General features: G+C 59.1%; 16 protein-coding genes and 1 pseudogene. 6 read left to right on the top strand and 11 right to left on the bottom strand.

Annotated features, from left to right (window positions below):
• Positions 1-144: 144 nt before the first annotated feature.
• The 3 genes and pseudogenes from A37A_RS22190 to A37A_RS0112900 all read right to left on the bottom strand — a co-directional run bounded on the left by A37A_RS22190 (position 145) and on the right by A37A_RS0112900 (position 2,091).
• A pseudogene (locus A37A_RS22190) lies at positions 145-750 on the bottom strand (transposase).
• 289 nt (positions 751-1,039) lie between these two features.
• The gene (locus A37A_RS20230; RefSeq protein WP_018291901.1) at positions 1,040-1,441 is read right to left on the bottom strand and encodes a transposase; all 402 of its coding nucleotides are present in this window, start codon (positions 1,439-1,441) and stop codon (positions 1,040-1,042) included.
• A gap of 194 nt (positions 1,442-1,635) precedes the next feature.
• Complete coding sequence (locus tag A37A_RS0112900; protein WP_231363932.1) at positions 1,636-2,091, bottom strand: helix-turn-helix domain-containing protein; 456 nt, start codon at positions 2,089-2,091, stop codon at positions 1,636-1,638.
• Positions 2,092-2,303: 212 nt separating this feature from the next.
• Between A37A_RS0112900 and A37A_RS0112895 the strand changes: the two genes are divergently transcribed.
• Both A37A_RS0112895 and A37A_RS17535 read left to right on the top strand, forming a co-directional pair.
• On the top strand, positions 2,304-2,579 hold the full coding sequence (locus A37A_RS0112895; RefSeq protein ID WP_018291900.1) for an acyl carrier protein: 276 nt from the start codon (positions 2,304-2,306) through the stop codon (positions 2,577-2,579).
• Positions 2,576-3,829, top strand: coding sequence for an NAD(P)/FAD-dependent oxidoreductase (locus A37A_RS17535; protein ID WP_018291899.1), 1,254 nt, complete (start codon positions 2,576-2,578; stop codon positions 3,827-3,829). The genes A37A_RS0112895 and A37A_RS17535 overlap by 4 nt, the downstream gene beginning before the upstream one ends.
• Here the strand turns inward: A37A_RS17535 and A37A_RS17530 are convergent.
• Entirely contained in the window at positions 3,817-4,812 is a 996-nt protein-coding gene (locus A37A_RS17530; protein WP_018291898.1) for a LysR family transcriptional regulator, read from the bottom strand. The genes A37A_RS17535 and A37A_RS17530 overlap by 13 nt on opposite strands.
• Positions 4,813-4,936: 124 nt before the next feature.
• On the opposite strand from A37A_RS17530, the gene A37A_RS0112880 reads away from it, so the two are divergent.
• The 3 genes from A37A_RS0112880 to A37A_RS0112865 all read left to right on the top strand — a co-directional run bounded on the left by A37A_RS0112880 (position 4,937) and on the right by A37A_RS0112865 (position 10,293).
• Entirely contained in the window at positions 4,937-6,397 is a 1,461-nt protein-coding gene (locus tag A37A_RS0112880) for a form I ribulose bisphosphate carboxylase large subunit (RefSeq protein WP_018291897.1), read from the top strand.
• Between the two features lie 13 nt (positions 6,398-6,410).
• Positions 6,411-6,827 carry a ribulose bisphosphate carboxylase small subunit gene (locus A37A_RS0112875; RefSeq protein WP_020494435.1) on the top strand — a complete coding sequence of 139 codons (417 nt, stop codon included), beginning with the start codon at positions 6,411-6,413 and terminating at the stop codon, positions 6,825-6,827.
• Between the two features lie 616 nt (positions 6,828-7,443).
• Complete coding sequence (locus A37A_RS0112865) at positions 7,444-10,293, top strand: aconitate hydratase (protein ID WP_018291894.1); 2,850 nt, start codon at positions 7,444-7,446, stop codon at positions 10,291-10,293.
• Positions 10,294-10,913: 620 nt separating this feature from the next.
• Here A37A_RS0112865 and A37A_RS0112855 read toward each other — a convergent pair.
• The 7 genes from A37A_RS0112855 to gap all read right to left on the bottom strand — a co-directional run bounded on the left by A37A_RS0112855 (position 10,914) and on the right by gap (position 18,029).
• Positions 10,914-11,807 carry an ABC transporter permease gene (locus A37A_RS0112855; RefSeq protein WP_196799627.1) on the bottom strand — a complete coding sequence of 298 codons (894 nt, stop codon included), beginning with the start codon at positions 11,805-11,807 and terminating at the stop codon, positions 10,914-10,916.
• Entirely contained in the window at positions 11,804-12,721 is a 918-nt protein-coding gene (locus tag A37A_RS0112850; RefSeq protein ID WP_026195834.1) for an ABC transporter permease, read from the bottom strand. Before A37A_RS0112850 ends, A37A_RS0112855 begins: the two co-directional genes overlap by 4 nt.
• A gap of 196 nt (positions 12,722-12,917) precedes the next feature.
• Positions 12,918-14,525, bottom strand: a complete 1,608-nt coding sequence (locus A37A_RS0112845) for a peptide ABC transporter substrate-binding protein (RefSeq protein WP_018291890.1) — start codon at positions 14,523-14,525, stop codon at positions 12,918-12,920.
• 9 nt (positions 14,526-14,534) lie between these two features.
• Entirely contained in the window at positions 14,535-14,873 is a 339-nt protein-coding gene (gene secG / locus A37A_RS17525) for a preprotein translocase subunit SecG (RefSeq protein ID WP_018291889.1), read from the bottom strand.
• 7 nt (positions 14,874-14,880) lie between these two features.
• Complete coding sequence (gene tpiA, locus A37A_RS0112835; protein ID WP_018291888.1) at positions 14,881-15,645, bottom strand: triose-phosphate isomerase; 765 nt, start codon at positions 15,643-15,645, stop codon at positions 14,881-14,883.
• Positions 15,642-16,928, bottom strand: a complete 1,287-nt coding sequence (gene pgk / locus A37A_RS0112830; protein WP_018291887.1) for a phosphoglycerate kinase — start codon at positions 16,926-16,928, stop codon at positions 15,642-15,644. The genes tpiA and pgk overlap by 4 nt, the downstream gene beginning before the upstream one ends.
• Positions 16,929-16,985: 57 nt before the next feature.
• Entirely contained in the window at positions 16,986-18,029 is a 1,044-nt protein-coding gene (gene gap / locus A37A_RS0112825; RefSeq protein WP_018291886.1) for a type I glyceraldehyde-3-phosphate dehydrogenase, read from the bottom strand.
• A 297-nt stretch (positions 18,030-18,326) separates the two neighbouring features.
• On the opposite strand from gap, the gene msrA reads away from it, so the two are divergent.
• Positions 18,327-19,292 carry a peptide-methionine (S)-S-oxide reductase MsrA gene (gene msrA, locus A37A_RS0112820; protein WP_155996682.1) on the top strand — a complete coding sequence of 322 codons (966 nt, stop codon included), beginning with the start codon at positions 18,327-18,329 and terminating at the stop codon, positions 19,290-19,292.
• Positions 19,293-19,361: the final 69 nt, after the last annotated feature.

Below are 19,361 nucleotides of genomic sequence, written 5' to 3'. Positions count from 1 at the left end.
GCTTTTTTGTGTGCGGGTCGGTTTTCCGCTTTGTTGTCTTACAGTAAAGAGAGTTGTTCTCGCGCCGTCAACTCGGACCGGCGAGACCGCTTCCCCAAAGCGGTCGGCTCTAGCCGGGACAGTTGTGAATAACCCGCTTGGGGGTTATTCAAGGCGTGGGAAGCAACTCTCCACTTTTTCATGGCTTTTAGACTCCTTCCGCCAGGAAGAACGCCCCCCGAACTGGATGCAAATTGCCGGGCCCGGTTCGGTTGCCGGGGGACGTTTTCCTTTTTTCTTCCGTGACCCTTTCGGGCCCGGCGGGCCCGTGATCGGGACAAATGTCATCTCTTTCGGAAGGCTCCCGCCGCTTTTGGGGGCCGGCCGGGCATCTTTCCCAGAAGGCGGAACGGTAATTCCCTCAGGGTCTCTCGCCATCTGGATGTATTTTCTGCGCGGCGCCCCTTGGAACCGGGTTCCCCCCCGCCCCCCCCACCGGCGGAACCCCCCACTGTAGATGCGCTGGGCGCCGCTCCACCCCGCTCCTTCCCAGTTGCACAAGGAGAGCGAATTGCGGATCAGATGCACGATGCAGGTCTGAATCTGCGCCTGGGGGAAAACGGCCGTGATCGCGTCCGGAAAACCCCTTGAGCCCGCCGTCGACGACCGCGATCAAGGATGTTCCTCCATCCCGCGATGCTTGAGTTCGTTCATCACCGCTAACCAGAACTTGGCTCCTTCGGTTTGCTGGATCCAAAGACCCAGCCACATCCTTTGGTGCCCGTCGCGCCGGAGTCCCAAGGCCAGATAGACCGCCTTATTTTTCTGACCGCTCCCTCATCCCGGATCTTGACCCACAACGCATCAAAGAAGGACGACCCCGGATACATCCTCTCCAGCGGCCGGCTCTGCCACTCGAGCACATCGTCCATCACCGAATCGGGTCACCGTGCGCTGATCAGATCGGCAGAAACCCTCCAACTTGTACTGCTCTTCCAAAAAACGCCTGGATCTCCCGCACCGTCATCCCTCGGGGCATACATGGGCGATGATCTTGGAATCAAAGCCCCCAAAACCGCCGTTGCCCCTTGCGGACAAACCGAGGCTCGAAGTCCCCGGCTCGATCACGCGGCACCTCGATCTCCAGATGCCCCATCCTCCGCTCACCAAGGGTCTTTCTGCTGGTCCCATTCCGATGGTTCTCCCGCCTCCGGCCCGCTTCGCCCTTGGGCGCCTGGCCCTTCTCGTAACCCAGATAGTGGGTCATCTCCGCTCCCAGCACCCGCTCGTAGAGCTGCTTGGTCAGCTGCTCCATGATCCCCCCAGGACCGACCAGATCTTCCGGCTTCTGGTAGTCCTTCATCAGCTCTTCAATGATCGCCGCACTGATCCCAGGCTTCTTGCCTCCTCGGTCCTGCGCTTCCTGCTCGTTGTTCGTGGTCACTTCCCTTTCCATTTTCATCTCCTTCTACTTCGGTTGTGACCCACACACAAATTTTCGGATAGGCTCTCCCGCTATGGCTCTCCTACGTCGCACCGCGCCACTCCTCGACTCCACAATGACGCTCCGTAAGCCCGAAAGGATCGCTTTGGTCCCTTCCTCCTCGCACAAAAAGGCCTCGTAGACTTCGCTCGTCGCATCGTCCACAAAGGCGATCAGATCCGGCTGCCATCCCAACCCCGGAATCCAATCATGAGTGCTCCCGTCCACAGGCAAAAGCATCCCCCGCATCGGCCTCCGCTCTCGCTCCAGCCGATGAACCCGCCCCCGCTTCCGCTTGCCCAGCAATCCAGCCGTCTGCAACGCACACTTGATCCAAAATAGCTCAACTCAATCCCATGCTCCTCCCGAAGCTTCTCGTGAAAATGCCGCCCGTTCCATCCCTCGTAGCGCTCCCGATAGAGCCCAAGGACCTTCTCCACCGTCTCCATCGGCACCCTCCGCGGACTTGGCCTCCGCTTCCTCCGATCAAAAAGCCCGTCGTATCCCCGAATCCGGTACCAAGCTCGCCACCGCCGAAGGGTGCGAGGACTCCATCCCAAAATCTCCGCCGCATCCAACCAACTGATCCGCTTCGCCATCGCCCGCATGATCACCTCCTGCACTTTCATGACCCGCCATCCTTCCGCTTCGCCAAAGCCGTCCATGCCCCCATCTCATGGACCCTCCAGCCCCCCAATACCCAAGCGGTCACTTCACTTGTCCTCGCGGCGGTCACTTCACTTGCTTACGACAGCAGACGTCCTCCTGGCTTGGCGGAAGCGGAAATTCCCGGTAGACTTCCCAGCAGTCTTCTTTTATAAGACCCAGACCTTTTATCTGGATGAGCGCCCAAGCGGTCAGTTACGACGAGTTGCGGTCGCTGCTCGTGGAATGTTGTATGCTCCGCATCCCAGTGGAGAGCATTCGGGAGGAGACCCCGTTTTTTGGTCCGAACGGCATTGGGCTCGATTCGATCGATGCCCTTCAACTGACTGCGGAACTGGAACGACGGTATGGGGTCAGCATTCAAGATCCTGCGGTCGCACGAAAGGCATTGGAGAACCTCTCCACCTTGCGCGTCTGGCTCCTGAAGCAACGCGCCCGGGAGAAGTCATGAACGATCAGGTCATCATCGTGGGAGGCGGTCCGGCGGGAAGCGCCGCCGCCAGCCTTCTTGCCCGGAGCGGCAAGAAAGTTCTGCTTTTGGAGAAAGAGGTCTTCCCGCGGTTCCATATCGGGGAGTCCCTCTTGCCATTCTCTCATCGGATGCTGATGCGGATCGGGGCATGGGAGAAGGTGAAGAATGCCGGATTCATGATCAAGCCGGGGGCCGAGTTTGCTTTGAGCAATGGGAGATCGTTGCGGCGTTTCTGGTTCGGAGATAGCTTGGACGAGCCTTACGACAAGACCTTTCAGGTGGAACGATCCAAGTTCGATGCGCTCCTCCTCGATCATGCCAAGGAGTCCGGAGCCTCCGTTCTCACTGGCGCGGCAGCGCGCGACTTTCGGGAGGGTCCGAATGGCGTGGAGGTGGAATACGAGCGGGCGGGAGCGAGCGAGCGGGCTCAAGGGCAGTGGCTCATCGATGCAACCGGGCGGGGGCCTTTTGTGGGCAAGATCTTGCAACTGCCCAAAACCGATCTGGGAATTCCCAAGAAGATGGCCGTCTATGCGCATTTTCGGAACGTGCGGCGCAATCCAGGGAAAGCGGCCGGAAACATCACGGTGGTGCGCCTTTCCAATGGGTGGTTTTGGCTCATTCCGCTCGATGAGGAAAAGACCTCGGTCGGCATGGTGAGACCGATCTCCGCTTTTCAAAACGAGAGGGGTGGCCCTTCGGAGCTCTTTGAAGAAACAGTTCGTGGGAGCCGGGAGCTCCGCTCGCGGCTGGAAAAGGCGGAACCGATCGGCCCCTACCGGACAACGGCAGATTATACCTATCGGTTGGAACGCCTTGCGGGTTCCCGGTGGTTGGCGGCGGGAGATGCGGCCGGATTTTTGGATCCCGTCTTTTCTTCGGGGGTCACGATCGCCTTGGAAGGTGGCGTGGCTGCGGCGGAGACGGTCTTAGGCCAGCCCAACGGTTCGCGTGGGTTTTCTCCCGGGCAGCAACGCGAGTTCACGCGGCGGATCCATGGGCTTGCGCGCCGCTTCTCGGACATGATTCAAATGTTTTACGACGACCGGGCGTTCGAAGTTTTTATGAGCCCTCGTCCTCCGCAAGCGATGAAAGCTGCGATCACCCATCTCTTGGCGGGAAGCACCGCTCTCCACCCGTCTCTCTGGCTCCGGGTCAAGCTTTTCTACTTGCTTTGCGGGTTGCAGCGGCGTTGGCGCTTGGCACCAGCCCTCGATTACGGATCTTGATAATCCGAGCCTAGGACTGTGCGGGGACGCCTCTTCCCGGTCGAGCCGGCGGGCGACGAATCCGTTCCCTTCGTCTTGCCTGCCAGGATGGTGGCGCTCTCTGTTCGAAGGAAGCTGCGGAAGCTCTCTGCAGTGCGGGAGAGATGCTTACCTATAGGATGAACGACATACCAGTGCCGCTGCAGAGGAAAGCCAGCGACATCCAGAATTCGAAGACGACCCTGGTCCAACTCTGGACGGATATTATGCGCAGAAAGAACAGAAATGCCCAATCCTGCGATCACGGCCTGTTTGATCGCCTCGCTGCTCCCGAGCTCCATGTAGGGCTTGACGATCCATTTGTGGCGTCGAAACGCTTGATCGACGGCGGCGCGTGTTCCGGAACCAGCCTCTCGGCTCAGGAATCGTTCCTGGAGGAGATCTCGAAGCGGAATGTTCCGTCTTCCGGCAAGGGGATGGTCTGTCCAACCGACCACGACAAGGGAATTCTCCAAAAAAGGAAAGGCTTCCACCGGAAGTCCTTGCGGCACTTGTCCCATGATGACCAGATCATCCCGGTTTTCGGCCAGCCGCTGAAGCACTTGCGCTCGATTTGTGACCAACAGGCTCGGGCGCACTCCCGGGTATCGACGCACGAAGGCTCCGAGCAGATGAGGCATAAAGTATTTCGAGGTGGTGACCCCGGCCACGTGCAGCGGCCCCTGGACCCCTCCCTGGAGGGAGAGAACAAGGTTGTCCAAGGCATCGATCTCGCGGCGGATGACCTGGATCTGGCCTGACACGGATTCCCCCGCGCGGGTGAGGTAGACCGTTTTGCCAATGCGCTCGAAGAGCGGGAGGCCGACGATTTCCGCGAAACGTTTCATCGCGATGGAAACGGCCGGCTGGGACAAATGCACGGCTTTGGCCGCCTTGGTAAAGCTTCTGTGGTGAGCAATCGCCTCAAAGACGCGCAACTGCTGTAGGGTTACGTCAATTTGCATAATTTATGCATTTCATAAAAACAATCAAATAGCATGATTTTACGGAAAGCCGTATAAGAAGAGTAAGCGAGGCGGGGGCGATGGAGAAGGCTCTCTGCCACGGAGGAGCAACAGGAGGTGGGATATGGCGATGGGGAAGCAGGATGGGCAGGGGCAGAAGAAGAGCCGGTGGTCGGCCGGGGTGACTCCCTATGCGGAGATGGGCTACTACAATGCGGACTACAAGCCGAAGGATACGGACATTATCGCGGCGTTTCGGCTGGTGGCGCAGCCGGGAATGGATCCGGTGGAGGCGGCGGCGGCGGTAGCCGGCGAGAGTTCGACAGCGACCTGGACGGTGGTCTGGACGGATCGGCTGACGGCCTACGAGCACTACCAGGGGAAATGCTATCGGGTCGACCAGGTGCCGGGGAGCGACCAGTACATTGCCTACATCGCCTACGATCTGGATCTGTTCGAGGAGGGTTCGATTGCGAACATGTCCTCTTCGATCATTGGGAACGTTTTTGGATTCAAGGCGCTCAAGTCGGTTCGGCTGGAGGATTTACGGATTCCGCCGCACTACACCAAGACCTTTCAGGGGCCTCCGCACGGGATCATGATGGAGCGGGAGTACCTGAACAAGTATGGGCGGCCGCTTCTTGGAGCGACAGTGAAGCCGAAGCTTGGGTTATCGGCGCGCAACTACGGGCGGGTGGTCTACGAGGCCTTGCGTGGGGGTTTGGACTTTACGAAGGACGACGAGAACATCAACAGCCAGCCCTTCATGCGGTGGCGGGACCGGTGGCTCTTTGCGATGGAGGCGGTCAACCGGGCGCAGGGGGACACTGGGGAGGTCAAGGGTCACTACTTGAACGTGACGGCGGCGACGATGGAGGAGATGTACGAGCGGGCCGACTTTGCGAAGGAGCTGGGGAGCGTGGTCGTGATGGTTGACCTGACGGCGGGCTTCACGGCGATCCAGTCGATGGCCAAGTGGTGTCGGCGTAACGGGCTGCTTCTTCATTTGCACCGGGCGGGGCATAGCACCTACACGCGGCAAAAGAGCCACGGGGTCAATTTCCGGGTGATTGCCAAGTGGATGCGTCTGGCGGGAGTCGATCACATTCATGCGGGGACCGTGGTAGGGAAGCTGGAGGGGGATGTTCACTCGGTTCAAGGCTACTATAAGACCTTGCGATGCAATCGGACCGAGGCCGATCCTTCCCAGGGGCTCTATTTCGAGCAGGATTGGGCATCGATGGCGGCGGTGATGCCGGTGGCGTCCGGGGGGATCCATGCGGGGCAGATGCACCTGCTTTTGCACTACTTGGGGGAGGATTGCATCCTGCAGTTTGGCGGAGGGACCATTGGGCATCCGGATGGGATTTCGGCTGGGGCGACGGCCAACCGGGTAGCCCTGGAGGCGATGATTCAGGCACGCAACGAAGGGCGGGACTACCTGCACGAGGGGCCGGAGATTCTGGAGAAGGCCGCGCGGCATTCGCCCTCGCTCAAGAAGGCGTTGGAGATTTGGAAGGATGTGAGTTTTGAGTTCGAGTCGACCGACGTGCCGGATGCAGTGGCGACTCCGGAGCTCGTGTAAGGAGAAAAAAAAGATGAGACTGACCCAAGGGACCTTTTCCTATCTGCCGGATTTGACGGAGGCGGAGATTCGGGGGCAGGTGGAGTACTGCTTGCGTAATGGCTGGGCGGTGAGCATCGAGTTTACCGACGATCCCCATCCTCGGAATGTCTACTGGGAGATGTGGGGGCTGCCGATGTTCGACTTGAAGGACGCGGCCGGGGTGATGCACGAACTGGCGGAATGCCGGAAGGCCCGCCCCAACGATTACATTCGGATTAGCGGTTACAATCGGGAACAGGGATACCAGAGCACCATGCTCTCCTTTTTGGCGCAACGGCCCCCGGAGGAGCCGGGCTTCTTCCTCGATCGGATGGAAGCCGCGGATCGCCAGATCCGCTACACGATCCGACCCTACGCCGCCCAAAAACCTCCGGGCCGCCGCTACTAAGAGGCTCTAGATCGAATTTGTCGCAACCGGGAGCGGCGTTTCCTGTAAACGCCGCTCCGGCTGCCGGGCCTGTCTGTCTCCCAAGCGTTGTCCTGCGGCTTGCGAAATGGACCTATCTGCTTCGTTGGGACTTGGGTTTTTGGCCCTCTTCGCAGTATGTCGTCATACCACTCCGGGAAAAACCTGCGCTCCGACTTGCATCCAGGCCCATTCGCCGCGCCTCGGATACGAACTTTGTGAGACATGCAGACCTAGCCTGCCACGGTGGCTCGGACTGGGCTTTGAGGCCAGGGAGGGGGCGGCTTTAGCCTTCCTCCGGATATCCCCGACGATGCAAATGCTGCCGGGTCTTTCGCCGCTCATAGCGACGCGCTAAGGCTTTTTCGTGCTTATGGCCCGGCAGGCGAAACAGAGTTTTCGACTTCAGGCAAGAATCAAACGGATCTTGAGTCAACCGCATTCCATACCTCCTTCCTGTTTCTTTTCCAATCGGATCGCTCCTCGATAGAAAAGCGGGAAGTGTGCCAACTTGCGCACCGCATCTCCAATTTAGGGAATCCGATTGCCATCGTTTTTTTCGCAGCCTACTCTCCTTTGAAAAAATGCCAAGTGCGCGATGACGGCAAAGTTAGTAAAGCCAGAATGGCAACGAAGTCTGGTAGTGCCCGGACTAGGTAAGTTCTCCTTTTTTTCACTGCCGGCCCTCGAAGAAGCCGGCCTCGGGCCGGTCCGCCGGCTTCCCATTAGCCTGCGGATCTTTCTCGAGTCGCTCGCGCGCTACTGTGGCACGGCGAACGTAAAAGACAGCGATGTGGAAGCGTTAGCGCGTTGGGATGCCAGGAATCCGGCGCGACGGGAAATTCCTCTTCGAGTGGCTCGGATCCTTCTGCAGGATTTTACGGGGGTTCCTCTGCTGGTCGATCTGGCGGCGATGCGGAGCGCTCTGGCTCGTATTGGCCGAGTTCCAAGCCTGGTTGAGCCCGAGATTCCCGTGGATCTGGTGGTCGATCACTCTGTCCAGGTAGATTTCTATAGAAGGCCGGATGCGCTGGCGCGGAATCTGGAATGCGAGTTTGCTCGGAATCATGAGCGGTATGCGTTCCTGAAATGGGGCGAGAGGGCCTTCCGGAAGCTGCATATTGTTCCTCCCGGAATCGGAATCTGCCATCAGGTAAACCTGGAATACCTAGCCAAGGGGATTTTCGTCCAGGCAGGAGAGACGGGGAAGCTGCTCTATCCCGATACTATCTTGGGCACGGATTCCCACACGACGATGATCAATGGACTCGGCGTGGTTGGCTGGGGCGTCGGAGGCATCGAGGCCGAGGCGGCCATGCTCGGCGAACCCTACTACCTTCTCACTCCGGACGTGGTCGGAGTCTATTTGACCGGCACCCTGGTTCCAGGGGTCACGGCGACTGACCTTGTGCTGCGGATCACCGAGAAGCTTCGCCAGGTCGGTGTAGTCAACAAGATTGTGGAGTTTTTCGGACCAGGTGCTTCTTCCCTTGCCGTGCCGGATCGGGCGACGCTCGCCAACATGGCACCTGAATACGGTGCTACCATGGGATACTTCCCGTTCGACCGGGAGTCGCTCGCGTATTTGCGCAGAACTGGTCGTCCACGGGAGCTGCTGGAGCTTGTGGAACGTTACTACGTCAGCCAGGGGCTCTTCGAAATTCCCCAAGAGGTGGGTGAGGTGGACTACAGCGAGGTGGTGGAGTTGGCGCTCGACGGCGTGGAACCGGCGGTCGCGGGTCCGCGCCGCCCGCAGGACCGCCTCTCGCTCCGGTCACTCAAAGGCGCATTTCGGCAGCTACTGACTCTTCCCACGGAGCAGGGCGGCTACGGAAAAACTTCCGAGGAACTGAGTAGGCGGGTCCACATCCAGCACCAACTAGGTGGCGGAGGCGCTCATCTCGTCGAGTCCAACGGTGGAGAAGCGCTCTCGGCCAGTGAAAGCGAGTTGCGGGATCTCCACCCCACGCCGGATCCTGCGGCGCCCTTGGCAAACGGGGTTGCGGGAGAGATCGGCCATGGGAGCATCGTGATCGCGGCCATTACCAGTTGCACGAATACCTCGAACCCCAGCGTGATGCTTGCTGCCGGCCTTCTCGCCAAGAAGGCGGTGGAGCGTGGGCTCAGAGTACCCCCGTACGTAAAGAGCTCTTTGGCTCCCGGCTCCCGAGTCGTCTCGGACTACCTGGTGCGCACCGGGTTGCAGAACTCGCTGGACCGACTGGGATTCGAGCTGGTGGGCTATGGGTGCACGACGTGCATCGGCAACAGTGGGCCGTTATCGGTATCCCTGGAGGATGCGATCGGCTCTCATCAGCTGGTCGTTGCCGCAGTGCTCTCCGGAAATCGAAATTTCGAGGCGCGGATCCACGCGGCCGTACGCGCCAACTTCCTTATGTCTCCGCCGCTGGTCGTCGCCTTCGCTCTTGCGGGGAGGGTGGACTGGGATCCGGAATCCGAGCCGTTGGGGCAAGATCCGGATGGTCGGCCGGTATTCTTGCGCGACATTTGGCCTAGCGCCGAAGAGTTGCAGGATCTGCAGGAAACGGCAACGGATCCGGAAGTCTTCGTCCGTCTCTACCGCGGTTTCAGCGAGATGAATCCGCGATGGAAAGAGATTGAGGTTCCCGCAGGCGAGATCTACGCGTGGGATGAGTCCAACACCTATATTCAGGAGCCGCCTTTTCTGGATGGTTTTTCGTTGGAAACACCCGTTCGCCAGCCTTGCGTCGGCGCGCGCGCCCTCTGCATCCTGGGAGATTCGGTCACGACCGATCACATTTCTCCCGCAGGGGCGATCAAGCCGGAGGGTCCTGCAGGACAATATCTGAAGGATCTGGGCGTTCTTCGGGAAGAGTTCAATAGCTACGGGAGCCGTCGCGGAAATGACCGGGTGATGGTACGTGGGACGTTTGCCAATGTTCGCTTGCGTAATCGCATCGTGCTCGGTGTGGAGGGCGGAGTGACTCGGCATATGCCCGATGGAGCCGTGATGTCGATTCACGATGCCGGCATGAAGTATCGCCAAGAAGGGGTGCCCTTGGTGGTCTTGGCCGGACGCGAGTATGGGACCGGTAGTTCCCGAGATTGGGCGGCCAAGGGCAGCGCGCTCTTGGGGGTTCGAGCGGTGATTGCGGAGAGCTTCGAGCGCATCCATCGGGGGAACCTTGTCGGCATGGGCGTTTTGCCGTGCACATTCCGCGGCAACGTCCGTCTTTCTGAGCTTGCCCTCGAGGGAAACGAGGTGTTCGAGATTCCCGGATTTGATCAGGATCTTGAACCGGGCCAGGAGCTCTGCCTTCGGATTCGTCGTCCAAACGGCGAGACCCAGGAGGTGCCGATCCTTTGCCGGATCGACACTCCGGCCGAGGCAGACTATTTTCGACACGGCGGCATTCTCCCTTATGTACTCCGCCGGATCGTAACCCGCGAAACGAAGCCCGCGTGAGGATTCTTGTTCCGGACGCCGAACGAAAAGGTTGCCGGATCCTCTTTCACGGTGCTGGCCCTGCCGGGCCTGGCTGGGCGAATTTTGTGTTGGTCGAGGCTGCCAGACGGGCGGGAGCCGCCGTTTTCCCGCCAAGTGCAGCACTGATTCTGCCGCTGCTGTTTTCTCGGTTATGGGGGAAGCCCAAAGCGGTTTCTCTTTTCGGTTACAGCCTCGGCGCGCTCAGCGCGATTCGTCTCTCTCGCTTTCTGGCGAAGGAGAAGATTCGCGTCTCTCTGCTCTACTTGATTGATCCCATCGTGATTTGGGGAAGTCTTCCTCCTCTTCCTTCCGTGGCGGAGAAGACCTTTTGCTGCTTCCAACGCAACGGGGCGCGCCTTCGGCTTCTGGTCGGACATTTCGGAAAAGGAGCGAGATGTCGCGAAGGCCGTCGGCAAGATCGCGACCCGGCTCCTCCGCTCGAGGAAGAGGAGGCCATTACTTTTCCCGATGGGCAACTGGTGCAACATGAGGACATGGTAAGATACGCTCTCGAGCAAGCGCGCTTCCCGCTCGGAGAAGCGCTCGAGCTGGATCCGCGGACGATGAGCAGCGCGGCGGCAATCGGTCCGGACAGTGCTCTATCGGCTCGAGGGATCGAGCCGATCCCGCAGCTTGTCTCCGAGAACGTTCAACGCCCAGAGAGTCCAGGCCAGCGCCCCGCTGGGAAAGACCAGGAGCCACCACGCCGTCCAAATCGGGTTGATGGTCTGGGCGCCATCGGCCAAGAGAGTGCCCAGGCTCGCGGAAGGCGGCTCGACTCCCAGTCCCAGGAAGCTCAAGAAGGATTCGGAAAGGATGACGGCGGGGACCGTCAAGGTTAGGTAGACCGCCACGATTCCCAAGAGGTGGGGCAAGATATGGTGGCGGAGGATTCCCCAAGGCGATCTGCCCAGCACGCGCGCCGCCTGGACGAAAAGGGCCTCCTTGAGTACGAGCACGCGACTGCGGACGACACGGGCCATGGTGAGCCATTCGACGAGCCCCAGGCCGAGGAAGAGCAGGAAGATTCGGATGTAAGGGAGGAGGGTGGTGAGCTGCCAGGCGAGGAAGGCCTTTCTCAGGGGAGCCTCCAACAAGGCAATCAGGACGATCACGAAGATGAGAGTCGGCAGGGAATAGAGGAGGTCGACCAGTTGCATGAGTAGCCGATCGACCTTTCCACCAGCGTATCCCGCCAGTGCGCCGTAGGCCGACCCGATCATCAGGCTCACGAGGGCTCCAAAAAATCCGACAAGAAACGAGATCCGTGCGCCGCAAAGCAGGCGCGTCAAAAGATCTCTGCCATGAATATCCGTCCCCATCCAGTGGAGCGGGCTTGGCCGCGCCAAGGATTGGTCGCTGATCTCCGCCGCAGAGTAGTGAGAAAGTAGAGGGCCGAAAATCGCCGCGAGGAGCAAAAAGGCGAGAGAAGCAGCCGCGAAAGCGGTCCACTGGTCGAACCTCCACTTGGAGAGCATGGCGCTTGGCTTCACGAAAGTTGCACCCTCTTGTCGAGCCAGGCGGAAACGAAGTCAGCCAACAGGTTGAAGCCGATCAGAAGAGCGCTGTAGACCAGCGTGACCCCGGCAACCAGAAAAACGTCGCGGCTCAAGACGCCTTCCACGAAGAAGGAGCCCATCCCATGAATGCCGAAGATTTCCTCGATGACGAGGGAACCGGTTAAGAGGTTTGCGGCTAGGGGGCCTGCGTAGGCGACGATGGGGAGGGAGGCTGGCTTCAGCCCATGGAGGAAGAGGATGGGCAGAGGGGCCAGCCCCTTGGCTCGGGCCGTTCGGATATAGTCCATCGGCAAGATCTCCAGCATGCTCGCCCTGGTCAGTCTTGCGACTACCGCAGCATACGGAAGGGCGAGGGTGCTCGCCGGGAGAATGAGTTCGCGGAAGCTCCCCCAGCCGCCGGGGGGCAGCAGATGGCTCTCCAGGGAAAGGAGCAGCACGGCAAGAGGGGCCAGCACGAAGCTGGGAATCGAGATGCCGCCCAGGCAGAGCATTTGGACGAGGCGATCGGCAGTCCGGTTGTGCCGAATGGCGGACCACACTCCTGCGGCTATGCCGAAGCCCAGGGCAAGACAAAAGGCGCTGCCCCCGAGCACCAGGGAGACAGGAAGCGTCTGGCCGATGATCTCGTTGACGGTGCGGTTCCGATATCTCGTCGAAAGCCGCAGATCCCCGTGAAGGACATCGGAAACGTAGTTGGCATACTGTTCCCACAGGGAGCCGTTCAGCTTGTATTGAGCCTCCAGCTGACGAAGGATCGCCGGGGGAATGGCCCGCTCTCCGGCAAACGGACTTCCGGGAGCCAGGCGGACAAGGAAAAAGGCGATCGTGATCACCCCTAAGAGCACGGGGACGGCTCCAACCAGGCGGCGGGCTAGAAAGGTCAGCATCAGAGATTCCGTGAGAGCCGTCTTTGTACTGAGGATGCCTGCTCTGACCGAATCCACGCCGAGGAAAGAGTCATTTCTCTACTGAGTGCAATTTGCAATTCCGGCTCCAAGCCAAGGATGGTCCATCCATGGATGGATACTAAGGCGTTCCTCCATTTTTTGCACGCTGCAGCAGAATGCTTGGGAGAAATGGCGGCTAGGGGACCGGGCGACCCGGTTCCGGCGGATGACGAAAATAGAGTTCTCGAAAAGGATGCTCATCAAGCAGGTTGGCCGCGATGCCTCCGAGCCGAGATCCGTCATAAAGCATGATGCCAGAGTAAAAGTAGATGGGAAGGATGGGAAGTTCCTCGTTTACGAGAATCGCCTCGGCCTTATGCAGCAAGGCAAAACGCTCCGTGGGCGCAAGGGTGGCGGACGCTTCGGCGAGGAGCGTTTCGTACCGGTCGCTGAACCAGCCCGTGTTGTTGTTTCCGCTGTTGCGCAGAAAGCAGCCGAGGAAGGTGAAGGGATCTTCGTAATCGCCTACCCAACTGGATCGCGCGATCTGATAGGAGAGGGATTGCACGGAGTTGAGATAGACCTTCCACTCCTGATTGCGCAGGCTCACCGAGATCCCCAGAATCTTCCGCCAAAGGGCTTGGATCTCGGTGGCAATCTCTTCGTTCTGCTCGCTGGAGTTATAAAGGATGGTAAGCGGAGGAAAACCGCGACCCTCGGCATACCCTGCCTGGGCCAGAAGAGTTTTGGCCTGAACCGGATCAAAGTTCAAACCGTCCGGTGGGGTATAACCGGGAATTCCAGGAGGAGTCAAAGAGTGGGCTGGGAGTTCTCCGCCACGGGTGATCGTGCGGATGAGCCGTTCACGGTCGATGGCCAGGGAAAGCGCCTTCCGGACCCGAGGATCGTTGAGCGGCGGAGCGGTCACGTTGATCCGGTAAAAATAGGTCGCCAGGAAGGGAGCGGAGTGAAAATAGGGCTGATTTCGCAAATCGGAGAGGAAAAAGGTCGGAACAAGACCCTTGTCGAGGACAAGGTCGGCATTGCCGCTGACAAAGAGATTGAACGCCGCCGACGCACGAGTCACGGCCAGGGCTTCGATACGCGGAATGCGGACCGTGTCTGCCCGCCAATATCGCGGATTTTTCCGGAGGACGATGCGATCATTGATTTTCCATGATTTGAGAAGGTACGGACCATTGCCGATGAGTTTACCGGGCTTGATCCAATTTTCCCCCTCTCTGCGTATCGCAGCGAGGGAAACGGGAAAAAAGATGGGTTGGGCGCAGAGGGAGGGAAAAAACGAGGTAGGGCCGATCAGCCGAACCTCGAGCGTTCGAGAATCGATCGCACAGACGCCGACTTGGGAAAAATCCCGGAGCTGTCCCATGTGATACGCCTCGGCATTCTCGATGAAATGGAAGAGATCCGCATATTTGGCTCCCACTTGCGGATCGAGAGCACGCTGCCAGGACGCGACGAAATCCTCTGCGGTTAGCGGGCTGCCGTCGCTCCAGGAACTCCGGCGGAGGATAAACCGGTAGACTCGTCCATCCGGGGAGGTCGTCCATTCTTGCGCGATTCCCGGCACGATCCGCCCATACTTGTCCTCCGCCGTCAGTCCTTCAAAAAGGGCTTTGCAAATGCGCCCCTCGGGTTGCCCTGTGATGATGTGGGGATCGAGGCTTTCCGGCTCGGGGCCGTTGATCAGTACCAAGCGATCGGATCGCGGCGGCTGGCTGCAGTTCGCCAGGACGACGAAGAAGAGAGCGCAAACGAGAGTTCGATGCCAGCGCGAACCCATCGCCCCGGGTTATTTTGCCTGCTTCTGCGTCTTGGCCGGAAGGAGCGGGGAGGCGGTGGATGTGGAGGGATGACGCAATTTCTCTTGGATCGTTCCATGATCGGAGGCAAGCCGACCAGAAAGAAAAGAGAGAATCACGGCGAGGAGAAAGAAGAGGGTTGCCAGCCATGCCGTTCCTTTGACGAGGATGCTCGAGGTTTGAGCTCCGAAAAGGGCATCGGTGACCCCACTGCCGAATGCAGCTCCCAATCCCTCTTGCTTGCTCCGCTGCATCAGGATGACAAAAACGAGCAAGAGCGCGACCAGCGCATACGCCACAGCGAGAATTTCGAAAAGATTCCGTACCATTTCCGTCCTATCCTACAGCAAGCACAATGGAGGTAAAGCTTTCGGCATTCAAGCTTGCACCACCCACGAGCAGCCCGTCTACGTCGGGCTGGATTAAAAGCTCGTGGGCGTTCTGAGGTGTCACGCTCCCGCCGTATTGGATGCGCATTCGAGACGCGATGGACGCGCCGTGAAGCGCCTCCATCTCTTTGCGAAGTAAGGCATGGGCCTCTTGCGCTTGCTCGGGCGTGGCATTTCGCCCAGTGCCGATGGCCCAGACCGGCTCGTAGGCCAGGACGATTTCCGAGAGAACATCGACCGGGACGCCGTGAAGAGCGCCTTGGAGTTGGGAACGGAGATGGACTGGCCATCGGCCCGATTCTCGATCGGGAAGTTCCTCTCCCACGCAGAAGATCGGCCGCAATCCCGCCGCGACGGCGGCAAGCAGCTTTTCACGAAGGAAGGCGTCGGTTTCCCCGAAATTTCGGCGGCGCTCGGAATGGCCGACAATGACAAATTGGCAGCCGACATCGCGCAGCATCGCGGCGGAAATTTCTCCAGTAAAGGCTCCTTGTGGTGCGGGATGGAGATTTTGCGCTCCAAGATGAATCTTGGGAAAGGAGCCCAAGAGCTTTGCGACGCTTGGCAGCGCGGTGAACGGAGGGCAGAGGATCACATCGCCGCCGGAGAAGGCAGCCAGATCTTTCTTGAGCTGCTCGACCAGGGAGATTGCCTCGGCAACTGTTTTATTCATCTTCCAGTTGCCGGCGACGATTTTTGTGCGCGCCGTCACGCTGGGAGAAGAACCACGTTTGAACCTTCGTCGGAAGAAGGCGATGCCTTCTGGTTTGCCTCCTGCTCGACTTTGTCCGGGATTACAGAAATCCCCGGAAGTGGCTTGCCCTCGAGAAACTCGAGGGAAGCACCGCCGCCGGTAGAGATGAAGGTAATTCGGTCGGCGAGCCCGGACTGGTGAAGGGCCTTCACCGAGTCCCCGCCGCCCACGATGCTTACCGCATCCCGATTCTCGGCGACCATTTCCGCGACGGCGAAGGTGCCCTTGTCGCACCCGCGAATCTCGAACACTCCCATAGGGCCGTTCCAGAACAGCGTCCGTGCTCCGGCAATCTCCTGCCGCATGGCAGCGAGCGTGGCCGCTCCGATATCCACGCCGCGCCAGCCTTCCGGAATCTCTTCCCCGGGCCTGGTATAGCGCCCCGGCGAGGTCTGGCGATTTTCGAAATCGATCGATTCGACAACATAGCTGTCGACGGGGAGGAGAAGGTCTATGCCTTGGGCAGCCGCTTTTTCCAGCGCCTTCCGCGCTAACTCCACCCGATCTGGTTCAACCAGCGATTTTCCAACTGGCTTACCCTGCGCCAAGTAGAAAGTGTAAGCCATCGCGCCGCCGATGAGGATGGCGTCGGCTTTGCTGAGAAGATGATCGATCACGCCGATCTTGTCGGAAACTTTCGCCCCGCCCAAAATCACCACGAAAGGGCGAGCCGGGTTTTCCAACTCTTCACCAAGAAAGTGGAGTTCCTTTTCCATGAGGAAGCCGATGGCGCGCTCCCGGATAAGGTGGGCGACTCCCTCGGTCGAGGCATGGGCGCGATGCGCCGTTCCGAAGGCATCGTTGACGTAAACGTCCCCAAGCCGGGCAAGTTGCTGGCTAAATGAGGGGTCGTTCTTTTCCTCTTCCGGATGGAAACGAAGATTTTCTAGGAGGAGCACGTCTCCATCCCGTAGGGAATTCACGCAATTTTCCGCCGCTGCGCCGACGCAATCGTTTGCAAAGGAGACCCGAGTTTGCGTCAAATAACTCAGGCGGTCGGCAATAGGGCGAAGGCTCAGTTTCGGATTCGCTTTGCCCTTGGGACGACCCAAGTGGCTCATCAGCACGACGCGCGCGCCACGCTTCACGAGGTTCTGCACGGTCGGCAAGCTGGCACGAATCCGGGTATCGTCGGTAATTCTCGGATCCCCATCGACGTATTCCACCGGAACGTTGTAATCGACCCGCACAAGTACCTGCTTTCCTTGCACGTCCACATCGAGGATTGTTTGCTTTGCCATGTTTTTCTTGCCTCTGTTAGAGGGTGAATGTTCGGTTTCGATCGCTTCGCCTTCGGCTTATTTCGATTGGAGGAGATATTGAACAAGGTCCACGCAACGATTGGCATAGCCCCATTCGTTGTCATACCAGGAGATCAACTTGAAGAAATGGCCGTTGAGACCGATCCCGGCCCCGGCATCGAAGATGCTCGAACGGGGATCCTTCAGAAAGTCTCGCGAAACGACCGGATCTTCCGTATAGCCGAGGATGCCTTTGAGGTAGGTCTCGCTTGCCCGCTTCATTGCCGCACAAATTTCCGGATAGCTCGTCGCTTTCGTTGTCCGCACGGTGAGGTCGACGACGGAAACGGTGGGCGTGGGAACCCGGAACGACATTCCGGTCAGCTTTCCCTTTACCTCCGGCAAAACAAGGGCAGTTGCCTTGGCGGCACCGGTGCTTGCCGGAATGATATTGCCCTCGATCGCCCGTCCGCCGCGCCAGTCTTTTCGGGAAGGTCCATCCTGCACCTTCTGGCTTGCGGTGGCGCTGTGCACCGTGGTCATGAGACCCTCCTCGATGCCGAAACCCTCCTTGAGCAGGACGTGGACGATCGGAGTCAGGCAGTTCGTCGTGCAGCTCGCATTCGAAATGATCGAGTGCTTGCTTCGGTCGATCTGATCATGGTTGACGCCCACGACGACGGTAATGTCGGCATCTTTGCCGGGTGCGGTGATGACCACGGTTTTGGCTCCGGCCTTAAGGTGACCTCGCGCCTTGTCGGCGCTCGTGAAGAGGCCGGTGGATTCGAGCACGAGATCGACCCCGAGATCGGCCCAGGGCATGGCCGCCGGTCCTTCCCTCACTTCCAAGCAGCGAATCTCGCGCTTGTCGATTCGCAGAATATCGTCCTTATCGAGCCTCGGATTGGATTTGGCCGACTCGATCGAGTAGGAAAAACCGTGATAGTTGCTGTCGTAGCGCAACAGGTAGGCGAGATTGTCGGCAGGAACGAGATCGTTGACCGCGACCACTGGAATCTGCTCCAGCAACTTTCGCTCCGCGATGATGCGCAAAATGAGCCGCCCGATGCGTCCAAACCCATTGATTGCAATTCTTGCCATGACGTTTCTCCAGAAAATTTACGATTTTCTTGCGCTCATTCGACTTAATCCTATCGTTGAGGGTAGATGTCGAGCATGCCCGCGTCAACGGCAAAAGAGGTAATCGCATCAGAATCCGGCTTCCCATTCCTCAGGGGTGACTTTCTTGAGGAGAATGGAGGAAAATGCAACAGCAAAATGGGCTCGAATTTCTATCAGCGGGAGAAAAAGCTACGCTCCTTTCTTTTCTTGTTTTTCCTGGGGATCCATTTCCCGCTTACCGGAAGCGTATCTGAAGCCGCGCCCGGAGGCGCCCTTATGGAGCAAGGAACGTTCGTTTTTTTGGATGAGTGGGGACGGCCGAGCTCTCCGACAAAGGGCGCCTTGATCCGGAAGCGGAACGAACAATGGCGCTACCTGTTGGGCGAAGAAACCTATGCGATCACTCGGGAAGCGGGGACGGAGCGCCCGTTCTGCGGCCGGTTCGTGGCCAGTAAGGAAGAGGGTTTCTACTTGTGCGCCGATTGCGGCCTACCTCTCTTTTCCTCGGCGGCGAAGTATGTTTCGGGAACTGGCTGGCCGAGCTTTTTTGCTCCTTTTGCTCCCCAGAACATTCAGCAGACGGAAGATAGGAGCCATGGGATGCTTCGGGAGGAGATCCTCTGCGCGCGTTGCGGAGCCCACTTGGGACACGTCTTCCCTGACGGACCTCGCCCGACTGGACTTCGTTATTGCATCAATTCCGGAGCGCTTGTCTTTGTGCCGGAGCGCCTGCTCCAGGGAAGAGGGAAGGACGGCAGGCCGTTGCAGCGGGCGGTCTTCGCCGGAGGCTGCTATTGGGGGATGGAGCAAAATTTTGCGAAAGGCAAGGGGGTGGAAGCAACGTTCGCCGGATATTCGGGTGGAACGGTTCCGTTTCCAACCTATGAGGAGGTTTGCACCAGCCGGACGGAGCATGCCGAAGCAGTGCTGGTGTTCTTCGATCCTCAGCAGGTTTCGTACGAAGGGCTTTTGGCCAGGTTTTGGGAGTTCCATGATCCGACGACTCCGAATCGGCAGGGTCCGGACGTTGGGCCTCAGTATCGCTCGGTGATTTTTGTCTATGACGAGGCCCAGCGGAAGGCTGCCGAACGTTCGCGGCAGGCTTTGGCGGAGAGCGGAAGGTTTCGCGACCCGATCGTGACAGAAATCGTGCCGGCCAGGGGATTTTTTTTCGCCGAGGAATATCAACAAAGATATAACGAAAAGCACGGCATCTCGGGTGGTTGCGGGCGCGTCCCTTGAGTTTCATCTCCCCTGCGACCAAGCCGATTTGGCTTGGGGATTGCCGAACTTCTTTTCCCGGTGCTGGGT

Source organism: Verrucomicrobium sp. 3C, from assembly GCF_000379365.1.
Classification (GTDB): Bacteria; Verrucomicrobiota; Verrucomicrobiia; order Methylacidiphilales; family Methylacidiphilaceae; genus Methylacidimicrobium.
This window is presented reverse-complemented; position numbering and strand designations above follow the sequence as displayed.

Coding starts and splice junctions, on each gene's coding strand:
- A37A_RS20230 (WP_018291901.1), bottom strand. CDS start 1,441: ATGAAAATGGAAAGGGAAGTGACCACGAACAACGAGCAGGAAGCGCAG.
- A37A_RS0112900 (WP_231363932.1), bottom strand. CDS start 2,091: ATGAAAGTGCAGGAGGTGATCATGCGGGCGATGGCGAAGCGGATCAGT.
- A37A_RS0112895 (WP_018291900.1), top strand. CDS start 2,304: ATGAGCGCCCAAGCGGTCAGTTACGACGAGTTGCGGTCGCTGCTCGTG.
- A37A_RS17535 (WP_018291899.1), top strand. CDS start 2,576: ATGAACGATCAGGTCATCATCGTGGGAGGCGGTCCGGCGGGAAGCGCC.
- A37A_RS17530 (WP_018291898.1), bottom strand. CDS start 4,812: ATGCAAATTGACGTAACCCTACAGCAGTTGCGCGTCTTTGAGGCGATT.
- A37A_RS0112880 (WP_018291897.1), top strand. CDS start 4,937: ATGGCGATGGGGAAGCAGGATGGGCAGGGGCAGAAGAAGAGCCGGTGG.
- A37A_RS0112875 (WP_020494435.1), top strand. CDS start 6,411: ATGAGACTGACCCAAGGGACCTTTTCCTATCTGCCGGATTTGACGGAG.
- A37A_RS0112865 (WP_018291894.1), top strand. CDS start 7,444: ATGACGGCAAAGTTAGTAAAGCCAGAATGGCAACGAAGTCTGGTAGTG.
- A37A_RS0112850 (WP_026195834.1), bottom strand. CDS start 12,721: ATGCTGACCTTTCTAGCCCGCCGCCTGGTTGGAGCCGTCCCCGTGCTC.
- A37A_RS0112845 (WP_018291890.1), bottom strand. CDS start 14,525: ATGGGTTCGCGCTGGCATCGAACTCTCGTTTGCGCTCTCTTCTTCGTC.
- secG (WP_018291889.1), bottom strand. CDS start 14,873: ATGGTACGGAATCTTTTCGAAATTCTCGCTGTGGCGTATGCGCTGGTC.
- pgk (WP_018291887.1), bottom strand. CDS start 16,928: ATGGCAAAGCAAACAATCCTCGATGTGGACGTGCAAGGAAAGCAGGTA.
- gap (WP_018291886.1), bottom strand. CDS start 18,029: ATGGCAAGAATTGCAATCAATGGGTTTGGACGCATCGGGCGGCTCATT.
- msrA (WP_155996682.1), top strand. CDS start 18,327: ATGGAGCAAGGAACGTTCGTTTTTTTGGATGAGTGGGGACGGCCGAGC.